A 14,012-nucleotide genomic window follows, 5' to 3' on the forward strand; every position below is an offset into this window, starting at 1 on the left:
GAAGTTACGGAGAGTAAAAATGAAAGTTCGTGCTTCCGTCAAGAAATTATGCCGTAACTGCAAAATCGTTAAGCGTGATGGCGTCATCCGTGTGATTTGCAGTGCCGAGCCGAAGCATAAACAGCGCCAAGGCTGATTATTTCGCATATTTTTCTTGCAAAGTTGGGTTGAGCTGGCTAGATTAGCCAGCCAATCTTTTGTATGTCTGTACGTTTCCATTTGAGTATCCTGAAAACGGGCTTTTCAGCATGGTACGTACATATTAAATAGTAGGAGTGCATAGTGGCCCGTATAGCAGGCATTAACATTCCTGATCAGAAACATGCTGTGATCGCATTAACTTCGATCTACGGCGTCGGCAAGACCCGTTCTAAAGCCATTCTGGCTGCAGCGGGTATCGCTGAAGATGTTAAGATCAGTGAGCTGTCTGAAGAACAAATCGACACGCTGCGTGACGAAGTTGCCAAATTTGTCGTTGAAGGTGATCTGCGCCGTGAAATCAGCATGAGCATCAAGCGCCTGATGGATCTTGGTTGCTATCGCGGTTTGCGTCATCGTCGTGGTCTGCCAGTGCGCGGTCAGCGTACTAAGACCAACGCACGTACCCGTAAGGGTCCGCGCAAACCGATCAAGAAATAATCGGGGTGATTGAATAATGGCAAAGGCACCAGTTCGTGCACGTAAACGTGTAAGAAAACAAGTCTCTGACGGCGTGGCTCATATCCATGCTTCTTTCAACAACACCATCGTTACTATTACTGATCGTCAGGGTAACGCATTGGGTTGGGCAACAGCCGGTGGTTCCGGTTTCCGTGGTTCTCGCAAATCCACTCCGTTTGCAGCTCAGGTTGCAGCAGAGCGTTGCGCAGAAGCCGTAAAAGAATACGGCATCAAGAATCTGGAAGTTATGGTTAAAGGTCCGGGTCCGGGTCGTGAATCTACTGTTCGCGCTCTGAACGCCGCTGGTTTCCGCATCACTAATATTACTGATGTGACTCCGATCCCTCATAACGGTTGTCGTCCGCCGAAAAAACGTCGCGTATAACGCTCCGTTTTTTAGGTTAGTTGGAGATAGAAAATGGCAAGATATTTGGGTCCTAAGCTCAAGCTGAGCCGTCGTGAGGGCACCGACTTATTCCTTAAGTCTGGCGTTCGCGCGATCGATACCAAGTGTAAAATTGAACAAGCTCCTGGCCAGCACGGTGCGCGTAAACCGCGTCTGTCTGACTATGGTGTGCAGTTGCGTGAAAAGCAAAAAGTTCGCCGTATGTACGGTGTGCTGGAGCGTCAGTTCCGTAACTACTATAAAGAAGCAGCACGTCTGAAAGGCAACACAGGTGAAAACCTGCTGGCTCTGCTGGAAGGTCGTCTGGACAACGTTGTATACCGTATGGGCTTCGGCGCTACTCGTGCTGAATCACGCCAGCTGGTTAGCCACAAAGCAATCATGGTAAACGGTCGTGTTGTTAACATCGCTTCTTATCAGGTTAAAGCGAATGACGTTGTTAGCATTCGTGAGAAAGCGAAAAAGCAATCTCGCGTGAAAGCCGCTCTGGAGCTGGCTGAGCAGCGTGAAAAGCCAACCTGGCTGGAAGTTGATGCTGGCAAGATGGAAGGTACGTTCAAGCGTCAGCCAGAACGTTCTGATCTGTCTGCGGACATTAACGAACACCTGATCGTCGAGCTTTACTCCAAGTAAAGCTTAGTACCAAAGAGAGGACACAATGCAGGGTTCTGTGACAGAGTTTCTAAAACCGCGCCTGGTAGATATCGAGCAAGTGAGTTCGACGCACGCCAAGGTGACCCTTGAGCCTTTAGAGCGTGGCTTTGGCCATACTCTGGGTAACGCACTGCGCCGTATTCTGCTCTCATCGATGCCGGGTTGCGCGGTGACCGAGGTTGAGATTGATGGTGTACTTCATGAGTACAGCACCAAAGAAGGCGTTCAGGAAGATATCCTTGAAATCCTGCTCAACCTGAAAGGGCTGGCGGTGAGAGTTCAGGGTAAAGATGAAGTTATTCTTACTCTGAATAAATCTGGCATTGGCCCTGTGACTGCAGCCGACATCACCCACGACGGTGATGTTGAAATCGTCAAGCCGCAGCACGTGATCTGCCACCTGACCGATGAGAACGCAGCTATTAGCATGCGTATCAAAGTTCAGCGCGGTCGTGGTTATGTGCCGGCTTCTGCCCGAATTCATTCGGAAGAAGATGAGCGCCCAATCGGCCGTCTGCTGGTCGACGCATGCTACAGCCCTGTAGAGCGTATTGCCTACAATGTTGAAGCAGCGCGTGTAGAACAGCGTACCGACCTGGACAAGCTGGTCATCGAAATGGAAACCAACGGCACAATCGATCCTGAAGAGGCGATTCGTCGTGCGGCAACCATCCTGGCAGAACAACTGGAAGCTTTCGTTGACTTACGTGATGTACGTCAGCCGGAAGTGAAAGAAGAGAAACCAGAATTCGATCCGATCCTGCTGCGCCCTGTTGACGATCTCGAATTGACTGTCCGCTCTGCTAACTGCCTCAAGGCAGAAGCTATCCACTATATCGGTGATCTGGTACAGCGTACCGAGGTTGAGTTGCTGAAAACGCCGAACCTGGGTAAAAAATCTCTTACCGAGATTAAAGACGTGCTGGCTTCACGTGGTCTGTCTCTGGGCATGCGCCTGGAAAACTGGCCACCGGCAAGCATTGCTGACGAGTAACCGGATCACAGGTTAAGGTTTTACTGAGAAGGATAAGGTCATGCGCCATCGTAAGAGTGGTCGTCAACTGAACCGCAACAGCAGCCATCGCCAGGCTATGTTCCGCAACATGGCAGGTTCACTGGTTCGTCATGAAATCATCAAGACGACCCTGCCTAAAGCGAAAGAGCTGCGTCGCGTAGTTGAGCCGCTGATTACTCTTGCCAAGACTGACAGCGTTGCTAATCGTCGTCTGGCATTCGCCCGTACTCGTGATAACGAGATCGTGGCAAAACTGTTTAACGAACTGGGCCCGCGTTTCGCGAGCCGTGCCGGTGGTTACACTCGTATTCTGAAGTGTGGCTTCCGTGCAGGCGACAACGCGCCGATGGCTTACATCGAGCTGGTTGATCGTTCAGAGAAAGCAGAAGCTGCTGCAGAGTAATCTGCAGTAACGTAAAAAAACCCGCTCCGGCGGGTTTTTTTATATCCGCAGGATCCCCACTTATCTACAATGGCTGTATCTTTTCTGTTCATCCCCTGGAGCTCATGATGTGGTTGCTCGACCAGTGGGCAGAACGCCATATCAGCGATGCCCAAAGAAAAGGTGAATTCGATAATCTTCCTGGAAGCGGCGAGCCGCTAGTTCTGGACGATGATTCGCACATTGCACCCGAATTACGGGCTGGATACCGGTTACTTAAAAATGCAGGCTGTTTGCCACCTGAACTTGAACAGCGCAGAGAGGCCGTTGAGCTTACTGATTTACTTAAAGGTATTCGTAAGGATGACCCCAGGCATAGCGAACTTAGCCGACGCCTGGCGCTGATTGAGCTTAAGCTCCGCCAGTCTGGCATGAATACTGACTTTTTGCATGGCGAGTATTGCGAAAGGTTGATGCAGAGAATAAACGAGGAGTAGTTATGTATCGTATTGGTGAGCTTGCAAAACTTGCTAACGTAACGCCGGATACAATCCGATACTATGAGAAACAGCAGATGATTGATCATGAGGTACGGACAGAAGGTGGATTCCGTCTCTATACCGACAATGATTTGCAACGTCTGCGGTTTATCCGTTACGCACGGCAGCTTGGCTTCACGCTGGAATCGATCCGTGAGTTATTATCGATCCGCATCGATCCTGAACATCATACCTGCCAGGAATCTAAAAGCATCGTACAAGCCAGGCTTGATGAAGTTGAAGCACGTATTCAGGAACTTCAGACGATGCAGCGTTCACTGCAGCGATTAAATGATGCCTGTTGCGGTACTGCTCACAGCAGTATTTATTGCTCAATTCTGGAAGCTCTTGAACAGGGAGCCAGTGGAGAAAATCAGCATTGTTGATTTTTAGAACGCCCGGGTCTAGACTTCCGACGACTTAAACCAAACTCAGGAGAAATGATGAGTCACTATCAGCATACGAAGGGGCAAATTAAGGATAACGCCATTGAAGCTTTACTTCACGACCCGCTTTTCAGACAGCGTGTTGAGAAAAGTAAAAAAGGGAAAGGAAGTTATCTGCGTAAAAACAAACATGCAAAACGGGGTAACTGGGAGGCCAGTGGCAAGCAAGCGAATCGCTTATTTACCACTGGCCTTCCTGCTTTTAGCTACTGATTAAGAGCGGCTATTTTGCTCTTTTAACAGGTCGCGAATTTCAGTCAGCAAGACTTCTTCTTTCGTTGGTGCTGGCGCTGCAGCCGGTTCTTCTTTTTTACGGTTAAGCTTGTTGATGAGCTTGATGGCCATAAAAATGGCGAACGCCACGATCACGAAATCAAATATGTTCTGAATAAACACGCCGTAATGCATTACAACCGCCGGGACATCCCCCTGCGCATCCCTGAGCGTGACGGCGAATTGTTTGAAATCAATCCCCCCGATCAGCAATCCTAAAGGTGGCATGATAATGTCGGCCACTAATGATGAAACGATCTTACCGAACGCTGCACCAATAATGACACCCACAGCCAGATCCACCACATTCCCGCGCATCGCAAATTCGCGAAATTCTTTAATAAAACTCATTATGTTCTCCTTGTGCCAGCTGACGGTTATAAGTTTAACAAATGATTAGCCAATTTCCATTGGAGATAAATAAACCTTATGAAAAATAAAAGGCATATAAATTAAATGGTTAATGTGCGGGTGCTCTTTTACAGGCACCCGAATCATTAAAGGAAGAATGGACTTGGCTGGAATAAACGTTCGACGTCGGTAATAAACTTTTTGTCGGTAAGGAACATAATGACGTGGTCACCTTGCTCGATACGTAAATTATCATTGGCGATCATGACATCATTTCCACGTACTACGGCACCAATGATCGTACCTGGCGGCAATTTAATTTCATCTATGGAGCGACCCACTACGCGTGACGTGGTTTCATCCCCGTGCGCGACCGCTTCAATGGCTTCAGCGACACCACGGCGAAGCGATGAAACACCGACAATATCTGCTTTACGGACATGACTGAGCAATGCGGAAATTGTGGCTTGCTGCGGTGAAATGGCGATATCAATCACGCTTCCCTGAACAAGGTCGACGTAGGCACGGCGCTGGATAAGCACCATGACCTTTTTTGCCCCCATACGTTTGGCGAGCATAGCGGACATAATATTCGCTTCGTCGTCGTTGGTGACGGCAATGAAGAGATCAACTTGATCAATATGTTCTTCGGCCAGTAATTCCTGATCCGATGCGTCACCATAAAACACGATCGTGTTCTGTAACTTTTCCGCCAGTTCAGATGCGCGTTGCTGATCGCGTTCGATCAACTTCACGCTGTAATCTTTCTCAAGTCGACGAGCCAGGCCCGCACCGATATTGCCCCCGCCGACCAGCATAATACGCTTGTACGGCTTTTCGAGACGCTGAAGCTCACTCATCACGGCACGGATATGCTGCGACGCGGCAATAAAGAAGACCTCATCGCCAGCTTCCACAATGGTGGAGCCTTGCGGGCGGATAGGTCTGTCATGGCGGAAAATGGCCGCGACGCGGGTGTCGATATGCGGCATGTGCTCGCGCATGGTAGACAGTGCGTTACCGATCAATGGTCCACCGTAATAGGCTTTAACCACGGCCAGGCTCACTTTCCCTTCGGCAAAGTTAACAACCTGCAAAGCACCCGGGTACTCGATCAGGCGGTATATATTGTCGATAACCAGTTGTTCTGGCGCAATCAGATGGTCGATAGGTACGGCTTCTGAATTAAACAGTTTTTCTGCGTCCCGGACATAGTCCGGGGAGCGAATACGGGCAATCCTGTTCGGCGTGTTGAACAGTGAATAGGCCACCTGGCACGCGACCATATTGGTTTCGTCCGAACTGGTTACTGCAACCAGCATGTCGGCATCATCGGCTCCGGCCTCGCGAAGCACGCGTGGGTGTGAACCGTGGCCCTGTACAACGCGGAGGTCAAATTTGTCCTGCAAAACGCGTAGCCGATCGCCATTCGTATCGACGATCGTGATATCGTTGTTTTCGCCGACAAGATTTTCCGCCAGCGTCCCGCCAACCTGTCCTGCGCCCAGAATGATAATTTTCATCTCTCGTGACCTGTTCTCAACATCACTCTTTGATTAGCTTAGCGTAAAAGAAGCCATCACCTTCTTCTGCGCCAGGCAGGTTTTGCTGACCAGGACGCTCTGGCGTCCCTGTGTCATGCAGTGCAGCATCAGGGGTACGTTTAAGGAAGGCTGCAATTTGCTGGCTGTTTTCTTCCGGAAGTATGGAACATGTTGCATAGACCAGCGTCCCGCCTGATTTCAGATGCGGCCAGATGGCGTCGAGAATTTCAGATTGCAGCTGAGCAAGCTCTGGAATATCACGATCGCGACGTAGCCACTTGATATCAGGATGACGACGAATCACGCCGGTTGCGGAGCAGGGGGCATCCAGCAAAATACGGTCGAACTGCGTCTCACCACACCATTCTGCAGGTTTACGCCCATCGCCCTGTTTGACCTGCGCTTTCATCCCCAGACGCTTCAGGTTGTCATAGACGCGTGACAGACGCTGTTCATCGACATCTACTGCCATCACGTTAGCTTGCGGAGCGACTTCCAGAATATGGGTTGTTTTGCCGCCAGGTGCGGCGCAAAGATCGAGGATCTGCTCACCGTTTTTCGGTTCAAGCCATGTCATGCAGCCCTGTGCCGAGGCGTCCTGTACGGTCACCCAACCCTCTTCAAAACCGGGTAGTACATGTACTGGCGCTGGGGAGGCTAAACGAACGGCGTCAGGGTAGGCCTCATGGGGGAATCCACTCATCCCGGCTTCTTCCAGTAAAGCCAGCCATGCGTCTCGGGTATGGTGGTTACGGTTGACGCGCAGCCACATCGGTGGACGTTGGTTATTGGCGTCAGCAATGTTCTGCCACTGTTGTGGATACGCTTTCTTAAGACGCTTCAGAAGCCAGTCAGGGTGCAGGAAACGCGTTTCGCTTTGAGCAAATTCAGCCAGAAGCTCTTCCTGCTGTCGCTGGAACTGGCGTAATACCCCGTTGATCAATCCTTTCAGTTGCGGGCGTTTAATCGCAACGGCACCTTCCACCGTTTCAGCGAGCGCAGCATGAGGCGGGATACGGGTATGAAGAAGCTGATAGAAGCCAACCATGATCAAGTAATGCACGGTACGTTGCTTACCCGTCATTGGGCGTGACATCAGCTTATTAATCAACCACTCAAGCTGAGAAAGAGTGCGCAGGACGCCAAAACACAGCTCCTGAAGCAGTGCTTTGTCTTTATCGGACACTTTTTGTTGTAGTGGAGGCAGGACATTGCTCAGTGACTGACCCTGCTCGACAACTTGCTCAACGGCCTGTGCCGCCAGACTGCGTAGATTTTGTTTTTTCATAACCGTAAAAATAAAAATGCCCGGAAACTCCGGGCCTTAAGAAGAAATTTTCTCAGGCAAGACGATTGCCAGGGATAAACCACTCGCGACGAGAATTTAATAGATCCTGAGCGCTCATCGCTTTCTTACCCGCAGGTTGCAGTGACTCAAGATTCAAAATACCTTCTGAGGTCGCGACCTGGATGCCTTGCTTGTTCGCTTCGACGATCGTTCCTGGAGCCGCAGACACACTGCTGTCAATCACAGAGGCCTTCCAGACTTTTACCGGTTGGTCATCAATCATCATCCAGCTCATTGGCCACGGATTAAAGGCGCGAATGCAACGTTCAAGCTGAGCAGCAGGTAGTGACCAGTCAAACTGAGCCTCTTCTTTGCTCAGTTTTTCTGCATAGGTCACCAGCGCTTCATCCTGAACTTCAGGTTTTGCAGTGTTATCAGCAAGCTGCTGCAAGGTTTCGATAAGACCCTGCGGACCAAGATCTGCCAGTTTGTCGTATAGCGTGGCACTGGTATCGTCTGCAGTGATTGGACAGGCCAGTTTATACAGCATATCGCCCGTGTCTAAACCTACGTCCATCTTCATGATTGTGACGCCAGTTTCAGCATCGCCTGCCCACAGAGAGCGTTGAATAGGTGCCGCCCCGCGCCAGCGAGGGAGCAGAGAACCATGAACGTTGATACAACCCAGGTGCGGCATATCAAGCACGCTTTTTGGCAGAATTAAGCCGTAAGCGACTACCACCATCACGTCAGCGTTCAGGTCAGCGACTAACTGTTGATTTTCCTGAGGGCGTAAGGATGCAGGCTGAAAAACAGGTAATCCATGTTCTTCGGCCAATACCTTTACCGGGCTCGGCATCAGCTTTTTACCGCGACCAGCAGGGCGGTCCGGTTGAGTAAAGACACCCACAACCTGGTGGCCAGAAGATAGCAGCGCGTCAAGGTGACGCGCTGCAAAATCAGGGGTACCCGCGAAGATAATACGTAGTGTTTTAGACACGTTATTCCTTGTATCCGGGGGGACGTTATGCGCGAGAGCGCAAACGATCCAGTTTCTCTACTTTCTGACGAATACGCTGCTGTTTCAGCGGAGAGAGATAATCGATAAACAGTTTACCGACCAGGTGATCCATCTCATGCTGAATACAAATTGCGAGCAGGTCGTCTGCTTCCAGTTCGAACGGGTTACCGTCACGATCCAGGGCGCGAATTTTGATTTTCTCGGCACGCGGCACTAAAGCGCGCTGTTCTGGAATGGACAGACAACCTTCCTCAATACCTGTTTCGCCACTCTTCTCGAGCAACTCAGGGTTGATAAGCACCAGTCGACCGTCGCGATTCTCTGATACATCAATCACGATAATTCGTTTGTGAATGTCTACCTGCGTTGCCGCAAGGCCAATACCTTCTTCGGTATACATGGTATCGAACATATCATCGACGATACGCTGAATTTCTGCATTCACTTCTTTAACCGGTTCAGCGACGATGCGAAGGCGCTCGTCCGGAATATGTAACACTTGCAAAACTGCCATAAATTTCCAGAGTCGTGTTCAGGAGTTGATAAGAATATTACCTCTATTCTAGACAAATCCCCCATCGATTGACAGCATCAGTGACCAATCGCAAAGATTGCTGAGGCTGCTTATGGCAGGGAAAAGGATGACATCCACAGAGATATGGTTACGGTTAATCAACATAGGTTCACTATGTGGTGATGCGATGCTGGAAGCGGCATCATGGCTGCTTAAGCAGTCAACGATCGATGGTGCAGCTATCAGAGAGGCCGGGTTGTCGGTAACACAGGCAAAGCGGTTTTTTGCGCTCGGTGAACATGAGCTTGAGTGCAGCCTGGTGTGGCTTGAACAGTCTGGAAACCATCTACTGACTGCAAATCATCCTCTTTATCCCCCTTTACTTCGCACTTTTCCTGATTATCCCGGGGCGCTATTCGTTAAAGGTAATCTTACCGCCCTCAGCGCTGTTCAACTGGCCGTGGTTGGAAGCCGTACGCCTTCCTGGTATGGCGAGCGCTGGGGGAAGATCCTGTGTGAGCAGCTTTCACAATCCGGTTTCACCATTACCAGCGGGCTGGCATGCGGAATTGACGGCGTAGCTCACAACGCGGCGTTGTCAGTAAACGGACGCAGTGTGGCAGTGTTGGGTAACGGGCTTTTTAGCATTTATCCGCGCAGGCATCAGCCCCTGGCTGAGCGTCTTATAGCATCCGAAGGGGCGATAGTGTCCGAGTTCTCACTGTCAACGCAGCCCAGACCTGGTCATTTCCCACGCCGTAACCGAATTATCAGCGGACTAAGCCTGGGAGTGCTGGTGGTTGAAGCGGCATTACGAAGCGGTTCACTTGTGACGGCAAGGTGTGCGCTTGAACAGGGGAGAGAAGTGTTTGCCTTACCTGGTCCAATAGGTAACCCCGGATGCGAAGGACCACACTGGCTAATAAAACAAGGTGCCACGCCAGTGACTGGTGTAGAGGACATTCTTGATAATTTGCAATATGGGCTGCATTGGTTGCCGGACGATCCCGAAAAGCAACATTATTCATCAGATCAGGAGAAGGTGGCATTGCCATTTTCTAAGCTCCTGGCTAACGTAGGAGATGAGGTAACACCTGTTGACGTTGTCGCTGAACGTGCCGGCCAACCTGTGCCAGTAACGGTAGCACAGCTACTCGAACTGGAGTTAGCAGGGTGGATCGCAGCTGTACCCGGCGGCTATGTCCGATTAAGGAGGGCATGCCATGTTCGACGTACTGATGTATTTGTTTGAAACTTACATCCATAACGAAGCAGAAATGCGAGTGGATCAGGACAAATTGACACGGGATCTTACCGATGCGGGATTTGAGCGGGAAGATATTTATAATGCGTTGATGTGGCTGGAGAAACTGGCTGATTATCAGGAAGGCCTCGCCGAACCGATGCAGCTTGCCTCTGACCCATTGTCAGTGCGCATCTATACAGCTGAAGAGTGTGAAAGACTGGACGCCAGCTGCCGGGGATTCATCTTATTCCTTGAGCAGATTCAGGTGCTAAACCTCGAAACGAGAGAAATGGTGATAGAGCGCGTCATGGCGCTGGATACGGCAGAGTTCGAACTGGAAGACCTGAAATGGGTGATCCTGATGGTTCTGTTTAATATTCCGGGCTGTGAAAATGCCTATCAGCAAATGGAAGAATTACTCTTTGAAGTGAATGAAGGTATGCTGCACTAATTCAATGTGCAGCACCAAGAGTTGTTATGGCCAAATCCGCACTATTCACGGTGCATAAAAACGAGCCCTGCCCACAGTGTGGGGCTGAACTTGTCATTCGGTCCGGGAAACACGGTCCGTTTCTCGGTTGTTCACACTATCCGGAATGTGATTATGTCCGTCCCCTGAAAAGCCAGGCGGATGGACATATCGTTAAAATTCTGGAGGGGCAGCTTTGCCCTCTCTGCGGCGGTGAGTTAGCGTTACGGCAAGGCCGTTTCGGGATGTTTATTGGGTGTAGCCGTTACCCCGAATGTGAACATACAGAGCAAATTGATAAGCCAGATGAAACGGCCATTGCGTGTCCTCAGTGTCAGCGCGGGCAACTGGTACAGCGACGCTCCCGTTTTGGTAAGACCTTCCATTCTTGCGATCGCTATCCTGAATGCCAGTTCGTTATCAATTTCAAACCGGTAGCGGGGATCTGCTCCCATTGCAATTATCCGCTACTTATAGAGAAGAAAACGGCGCAAGGCATGAAACGCTTCTGCGCCAGTAAACAATGTGGAAAGCCGGTTTCGGCGGATCAAAACAGTGAATAATAACCTGCCATCGGGCTCCATCGCGCATGCGGTGGATGTTCTGAAAAATGAAGAAGTCATCGCTTATCCAACAGAAGCTGTCTTTGGAGTCGGTTGCGATCCTGACAGCGAAACGGCTGTGAGCCGCTTACTTGCATTAAAACAAAGACCTGTCGAAAAAGGGCTGATTTTGATTGCTGCCAGTTACGAGCAGCTTAAACCTTATATTGATGATTCCATGCTGACTCCGGCGCAGCGTGAGACCATCTTCTCCGTATGGCCCGGGCCAGTGACCTTTGTTTTCCCGGCGAAGCCGACCACGCCGCGTTGGTTAACCGGGCGCTTTGATTCCCTCGCCGTGCGTGTAACGGATCATCCGCTGGTGGTGGCGCTATGTATGGCGTTTGGCAAACCACTGGTCTCAACCAGCGCTAACCTGACCGGGCTGCCTCCTTGCCGAACCACTGAAGAAGTACTGGCGCAGTTCGGGAATGATTTTCCGGTCGCCGTCGGTGAAACTGGGGGTCGCCTGAATCCGTCAGAAATTCGTGACGCCTTGACCGGCGAACGCTTTCGCCAGGGGTAATATGATGGAAACTTATGCTGTTTTTGGTAATCCGATTGCACACAGTAAGTCGCCTTTGATCCATCAGCAGTTTGCTGAACAACTGCAGATAGATCATCCCTATGGCCGCGTGCTGGCACCCGTTGATGCATTTGTTACTACACTGGATGCCTTTTTTGAGGCGGGCGGTAAAGGTGCAAATGTGACGGTACCCTTTAAGGAAGAAGCTTTCGAACGTGCGGATGAGCTGACCGAGCGCGCTTCTCTTGCTGGTGCGGTGAATACGCTTAAGCGACTTGAGGATGGCCGACTCCTGGGTGACAACACTGACGGGATTGGTTTACTTAGCGATCTGGAAAGACTGTCATTTATCAAACCCGGTTTTCGGGTTTTGTTGATCGGTGCTGGCGGGGCATCGAGGGGCGTGCTGTTGCCGCTCCTTTCACTGGATTGTGCGGTGACTATTACCAACCGAACTTTCTCCCGAGCAGAAGAGTTAGCGGCGGTGTTCGCACATACTGGCAGTGTGAGCGCAGTCGCGCTTGATGATCTTGCCGATGGCGAATTCGATCTTGTCATTAATGCCACTTCCAGCGGTATTGCTGGTGAAGTGCCAGCGATCCCTGCGTCGCTGGTAAATGCCCACATGTATTTTTACGATATGTTTTATCAGAAAGGTAAAACGCCTTTCCTGATGTGGTGTGAACAACACGGCGCGAAACATCTGGCTGACGGTCTGGGTATGCTGGTGGGACAGGCAGCACATGCGGTATTGCTCTGGCACGGCGTGTTACCTGCGGTGGAACCGGTGATTGAAAAGCTGAAACAGGAGCTCACGGCGTGAATCAGGCGATCCACTTTCCTGACCGGGAAAACTGGGATGAGAGTAAACAAGCGGTCTGCTTCCCGGTGCTGGTACATGGAATGCAACTTACTTGTGCTATCAGTGGAGAAGTGCTGCTGAGTCGCTTTGGTGGTTCAAACCCGCTAGAGGTATTTTGCGAAAATCGCTGGGATCTTGAAGAAGAAGCCAGCGATTTAATCCGCGATCAGCAGGAAGACGATCAGGGCTGGGTCTGGTTGTCCTGAGCCAGATACTCATCTTTCCATTTCACGTAGTTATTCGCTGAATATTTCAATCCTTCGATCTCCGCCTCTTTTAAGGGGCGGATCTGTTTTACCGGGCTGCCTAAATAGAGATAGCCACTTTCCAGGCGTCTGTTTTGCGGGACAAGACTCCCGGCACCAATCATCACGTCATCTTCTACTATGACGTCATCCAGCAGGATTGATCCCATACCAACAAGCACCCGATTCCCGATAGTGCAGCCGTGGAGCATCACTTTATGGCCAACGGTAACATCCTCTCCGATGATGAGGGGATTGCCTTCCGGGTTATATGAGGATCTGTGGGTCACATGCAGAACGCTACCGTCCTGAATATTGGTGCGTGCGCCAATTGCCACATAGTTAACATCCCCCCTGATCGCAACGAGAGGCCAGATGCTGACGTCATCGGCGATTCGGACATCGCCAATGACGACACTACTGGCATCGATCATCACACGATCGCCTTTTTGGGGGAACAGATCTTTATAAGGACGTAATACTGCAGACATATCTACCTCGACGAGATGGGCGCTATACAGAAGACTTTGATCATATTATTGGATCGAGGCAAGGCAAAATGCGTCAATATTTAAGCAGATCGGGCGGGATTCCAGCGAAAAGAACGGAAAATCGACAGTCAGAAAAAAAGATCTAAAAAATGCTTGTGCTAAAAAATGGGATCCCTATAATGCGCCTCCATCGACACGGCGGATGTGAATCACTTCACAAACAACCCGGTCGGTTGAAGAGAAAAATTCTGAAATAACGGGTTGACTCTGAAAGAGGAAAGCGTAATATACGCCACCTCGCAACGGTGAGCTGAAAGCCGCGTTGCAACTGCTCTTTAACAATTTATCAGACAATCTGTGTGGGCACTCAAAGTGACATGGATTCTTAACGTCCTCGGACGATAAATGAATACCAAGTCTCAACGAGTGAACACGTAATTCATTACGAAGTTTAATTCATTGAGCATCAAACTTTTAA

At 50.3% G+C, this 14,012-nt stretch carries 21 protein-coding genes; 15 read left to right on the forward strand and 6 right to left on the reverse strand.

Annotated elements, in window-relative coordinates; all coding sequences use genetic code 11:
* Nucleotides 1-19: 19 nt before the first annotated feature.
* The 9 genes from rpmJ (at nt 20) to ACJ9N4_RS20060 (ending at nt 4,315) form a co-directional block, all read left to right on the forward strand.
* Nucleotides 20-136, forward strand: a complete 117-nt coding sequence (rpmJ, locus tag ACJ9N4_RS20020) for a 50S ribosomal protein L36 (protein WP_000868187.1) — start codon at nt 20-22, stop codon at nt 134-136.
* Nucleotides 137-282: 146 nt separating this feature from the next.
* Nucleotides 283-639, forward strand: a complete 357-nt coding sequence (gene rpsM / locus ACJ9N4_RS20025; protein WP_003863308.1) for a 30S ribosomal protein S13 — start codon at nt 283-285, stop codon at nt 637-639.
* Nucleotides 640-655: 16 nt separating this feature from the next.
* The gene (gene rpsK, locus ACJ9N4_RS20030; RefSeq protein WP_003863312.1) at nt 656-1,045 is read left to right on the forward strand and encodes a 30S ribosomal protein S11; all 390 of its coding nucleotides are present in this window, start codon (nt 656-658) and stop codon (nt 1,043-1,045) included.
* A gap of 33 nt (nt 1,046-1,078) precedes the next feature.
* Nucleotides 1,079-1,699, forward strand: coding sequence for a 30S ribosomal protein S4 (gene rpsD, locus ACJ9N4_RS20035; RefSeq protein WP_004868345.1), 621 nt, complete (start codon nt 1,079-1,081; stop codon nt 1,697-1,699).
* Between the two features lie 25 nt (nt 1,700-1,724).
* Complete coding sequence (locus tag ACJ9N4_RS20040; RefSeq protein WP_002919219.1) at nt 1,725-2,714, forward strand: DNA-directed RNA polymerase subunit alpha; 990 nt, start codon at nt 1,725-1,727, stop codon at nt 2,712-2,714.
* A gap of 40 nt (nt 2,715-2,754) precedes the next feature.
* On the forward strand, nt 2,755-3,138 hold the full coding sequence (gene rplQ, locus ACJ9N4_RS20045; RefSeq protein ID WP_001216368.1) for a 50S ribosomal protein L17: 384 nt from the start codon (nt 2,755-2,757) through the stop codon (nt 3,136-3,138).
* Between the two features lie 107 nt (nt 3,139-3,245).
* Complete coding sequence (locus ACJ9N4_RS20050) at nt 3,246-3,614, forward strand: DUF1992 domain-containing protein (RefSeq protein WP_182274584.1); 369 nt, start codon at nt 3,246-3,248, stop codon at nt 3,612-3,614.
* 2 nt (nt 3,615-3,616) lie between these two features.
* Complete coding sequence (gene zntR / locus ACJ9N4_RS20055; protein WP_182272854.1) at nt 3,617-4,042, forward strand: Zn(2+)-responsive transcriptional regulator; 426 nt, start codon at nt 3,617-3,619, stop codon at nt 4,040-4,042.
* A gap of 57 nt (nt 4,043-4,099) precedes the next feature.
* On the forward strand, nt 4,100-4,315 hold the full coding sequence (locus ACJ9N4_RS20060; protein ID WP_182274583.1) for an alternative ribosome-rescue factor A: 216 nt from the start codon (nt 4,100-4,102) through the stop codon (nt 4,313-4,315).
* On the opposite strand, the gene mscL is transcribed toward ACJ9N4_RS20060, so the two are convergent.
* The 5 genes from mscL to def form a co-directional block, all read right to left on the reverse strand.
* Nucleotides 4,316-4,726: a large-conductance mechanosensitive channel protein MscL gene (gene mscL / locus ACJ9N4_RS20065; protein ID WP_182272853.1), complete on the reverse strand. Its 411-nt coding sequence runs from the start codon at nt 4,724-4,726 to the stop codon at nt 4,316-4,318. It lies immediately after the preceding gene.
* Nucleotides 4,727-4,872: 146 nt separating this feature from the next.
* A complete protein-coding gene (trkA, locus tag ACJ9N4_RS20070; RefSeq protein ID WP_089600737.1) occupies nt 4,873-6,249 on the reverse strand; it encodes a Trk system potassium transporter TrkA in 1,377 nt (458 codons plus the stop codon).
* Between the two features lie 22 nt (nt 6,250-6,271).
* Nucleotides 6,272-7,558, reverse strand: a complete 1,287-nt coding sequence (rsmB, locus tag ACJ9N4_RS20075; protein ID WP_182272852.1) for a 16S rRNA (cytosine(967)-C(5))-methyltransferase RsmB — start codon at nt 7,556-7,558, stop codon at nt 6,272-6,274.
* Between the two features lie 52 nt (nt 7,559-7,610).
* On the reverse strand, nt 7,611-8,558 hold the full coding sequence (gene fmt / locus ACJ9N4_RS20080; RefSeq protein ID WP_182919040.1) for a methionyl-tRNA formyltransferase: 948 nt from the start codon (nt 8,556-8,558) through the stop codon (nt 7,611-7,613).
* Nucleotides 8,559-8,583: 25 nt separating this feature from the next.
* A complete protein-coding gene (gene def / locus ACJ9N4_RS20085; protein WP_182272850.1) occupies nt 8,584-9,093 on the reverse strand; it encodes a peptide deformylase in 510 nt (169 codons plus the stop codon).
* 127 nt (nt 9,094-9,220) lie between these two features.
* On the opposite strand from def, the gene dprA reads away from it, so the two are divergent.
* From dprA to ACJ9N4_RS20115, 6 genes are read left to right on the forward strand one after another with little or no spacing between them, the layout of a single operon-like run.
* Entirely contained in the window at nt 9,221-10,345 is a 1,125-nt protein-coding gene (gene dprA, locus ACJ9N4_RS20090) for a DNA-protecting protein DprA (RefSeq protein WP_411500731.1), read from the forward strand.
* Complete coding sequence (gene smg / locus ACJ9N4_RS20095; RefSeq protein WP_014072048.1) at nt 10,317-10,790, forward strand: DUF494 family protein Smg; 474 nt, start codon at nt 10,317-10,319, stop codon at nt 10,788-10,790. The genes dprA and smg overlap by 29 nt, the downstream gene beginning before the upstream one ends.
* A gap of 26 nt (nt 10,791-10,816) precedes the next feature.
* Nucleotides 10,817-11,371 (forward strand): type I DNA topoisomerase, encoded by a 555-nt coding sequence (locus tag ACJ9N4_RS20100; RefSeq protein ID WP_182272848.1) that lies wholly within the window; start codon nt 10,817-10,819, stop codon nt 11,369-11,371.
* Nucleotides 11,364-11,936, forward strand: a complete 573-nt coding sequence (gene tsaC / locus ACJ9N4_RS20105; RefSeq protein ID WP_182919038.1) for an L-threonylcarbamoyladenylate synthase type 1 TsaC — start codon at nt 11,364-11,366, stop codon at nt 11,934-11,936. Before ACJ9N4_RS20100 ends, tsaC begins: the two co-directional genes overlap by 8 nt.
* A 4-nt stretch (nt 11,937-11,940) precedes the next feature.
* Complete coding sequence (aroE, locus tag ACJ9N4_RS20110) at nt 11,941-12,759, forward strand: shikimate dehydrogenase (RefSeq protein ID WP_182274582.1); 819 nt, start codon at nt 11,941-11,943, stop codon at nt 12,757-12,759.
* On the forward strand, nt 12,756-13,004 hold the full coding sequence (locus ACJ9N4_RS20115; RefSeq protein WP_182272846.1) for a DUF1488 domain-containing protein: 249 nt from the start codon (nt 12,756-12,758) through the stop codon (nt 13,002-13,004). Before aroE ends, ACJ9N4_RS20115 begins: the two co-directional genes overlap by 4 nt.
* Here ACJ9N4_RS20115 and ACJ9N4_RS20120 read toward each other — a convergent pair.
* Nucleotides 12,980-13,534 (reverse strand): gamma carbonic anhydrase family protein, encoded by a 555-nt coding sequence (locus ACJ9N4_RS20120; RefSeq protein ID WP_182919037.1) that lies wholly within the window; start codon nt 13,532-13,534, stop codon nt 12,980-12,982. The two genes, ACJ9N4_RS20115 and ACJ9N4_RS20120, sit on opposite strands and share 25 nt — an antisense overlap.
* Nucleotides 13,535-14,012 lie beyond the last annotated feature (478 nt).

The sequence above is a fragment of the Enterobacter sp. LM3 genome (assembly GCF_046622475.1).
Classification (GTDB): Bacteria; Pseudomonadota; Gammaproteobacteria; order Enterobacterales; family Enterobacteriaceae; genus Enterobacter; species Enterobacter cloacae_P.

Bases quoted from the DNA above. Each gene is read 5' to 3' on its own strand.
- rpmJ (WP_000868187.1), top strand. From the start codon at position 20: ATGAAAGTTCGTGCTTCCGTCAAGAAATTATGCCGTAACTGCAAAATC.
- rpsK (WP_003863312.1), top strand. From the start codon at position 656: ATGGCAAAGGCACCAGTTCGTGCACGTAAACGTGTAAGAAAACAAGTC.
- rpsD (WP_004868345.1), top strand. From the start codon at position 1,079: ATGGCAAGATATTTGGGTCCTAAGCTCAAGCTGAGCCGTCGTGAGGGC.
- ACJ9N4_RS20040 (WP_002919219.1), top strand. From the start codon at position 1,725: ATGCAGGGTTCTGTGACAGAGTTTCTAAAACCGCGCCTGGTAGATATC.
- rplQ (WP_001216368.1), top strand. From the start codon at position 2,755: ATGCGCCATCGTAAGAGTGGTCGTCAACTGAACCGCAACAGCAGCCAT.
- ACJ9N4_RS20050 (WP_182274584.1), top strand. From the start codon at position 3,246: ATGTGGTTGCTCGACCAGTGGGCAGAACGCCATATCAGCGATGCCCAA.
- zntR (WP_182272854.1), top strand. From the start codon at position 3,617: ATGTATCGTATTGGTGAGCTTGCAAAACTTGCTAACGTAACGCCGGAT.
- ACJ9N4_RS20060 (WP_182274583.1), top strand. From the start codon at position 4,100: ATGAGTCACTATCAGCATACGAAGGGGCAAATTAAGGATAACGCCATT.
- mscL (WP_182272853.1), bottom strand. From the start codon at position 4,726: ATGAGTTTTATTAAAGAATTTCGCGAATTTGCGATGCGCGGGAATGTG.
- trkA (WP_089600737.1), bottom strand. From the start codon at position 6,249: ATGAAAATTATCATTCTGGGCGCAGGACAGGTTGGCGGGACGCTGGCG.
- rsmB (WP_182272852.1), bottom strand. From the start codon at position 7,558: ATGAAAAAACAAAATCTACGCAGTCTGGCGGCACAGGCCGTTGAGCAA.
- def (WP_182272850.1), bottom strand. From the start codon at position 9,093: ATGGCAGTTTTGCAAGTGTTACATATTCCGGACGAGCGCCTTCGCATC.
- dprA (WP_411500731.1), top strand. From the start codon at position 9,221: ATGACATCCACAGAGATATGGTTACGGTTAATCAACATAGGTTCACTA.
- smg (WP_014072048.1), top strand. From the start codon at position 10,317: ATGTTCGACGTACTGATGTATTTGTTTGAAACTTACATCCATAACGAA.
- ACJ9N4_RS20100 (WP_182272848.1), top strand. From the start codon at position 10,817: ATGGCCAAATCCGCACTATTCACGGTGCATAAAAACGAGCCCTGCCCA.
- aroE (WP_182274582.1), top strand. From the start codon at position 11,941: ATGGAAACTTATGCTGTTTTTGGTAATCCGATTGCACACAGTAAGTCG.
- ACJ9N4_RS20120 (WP_182919037.1), bottom strand. From the start codon at position 13,534: ATGTCTGCAGTATTACGTCCTTATAAAGATCTGTTCCCCCAAAAAGGC.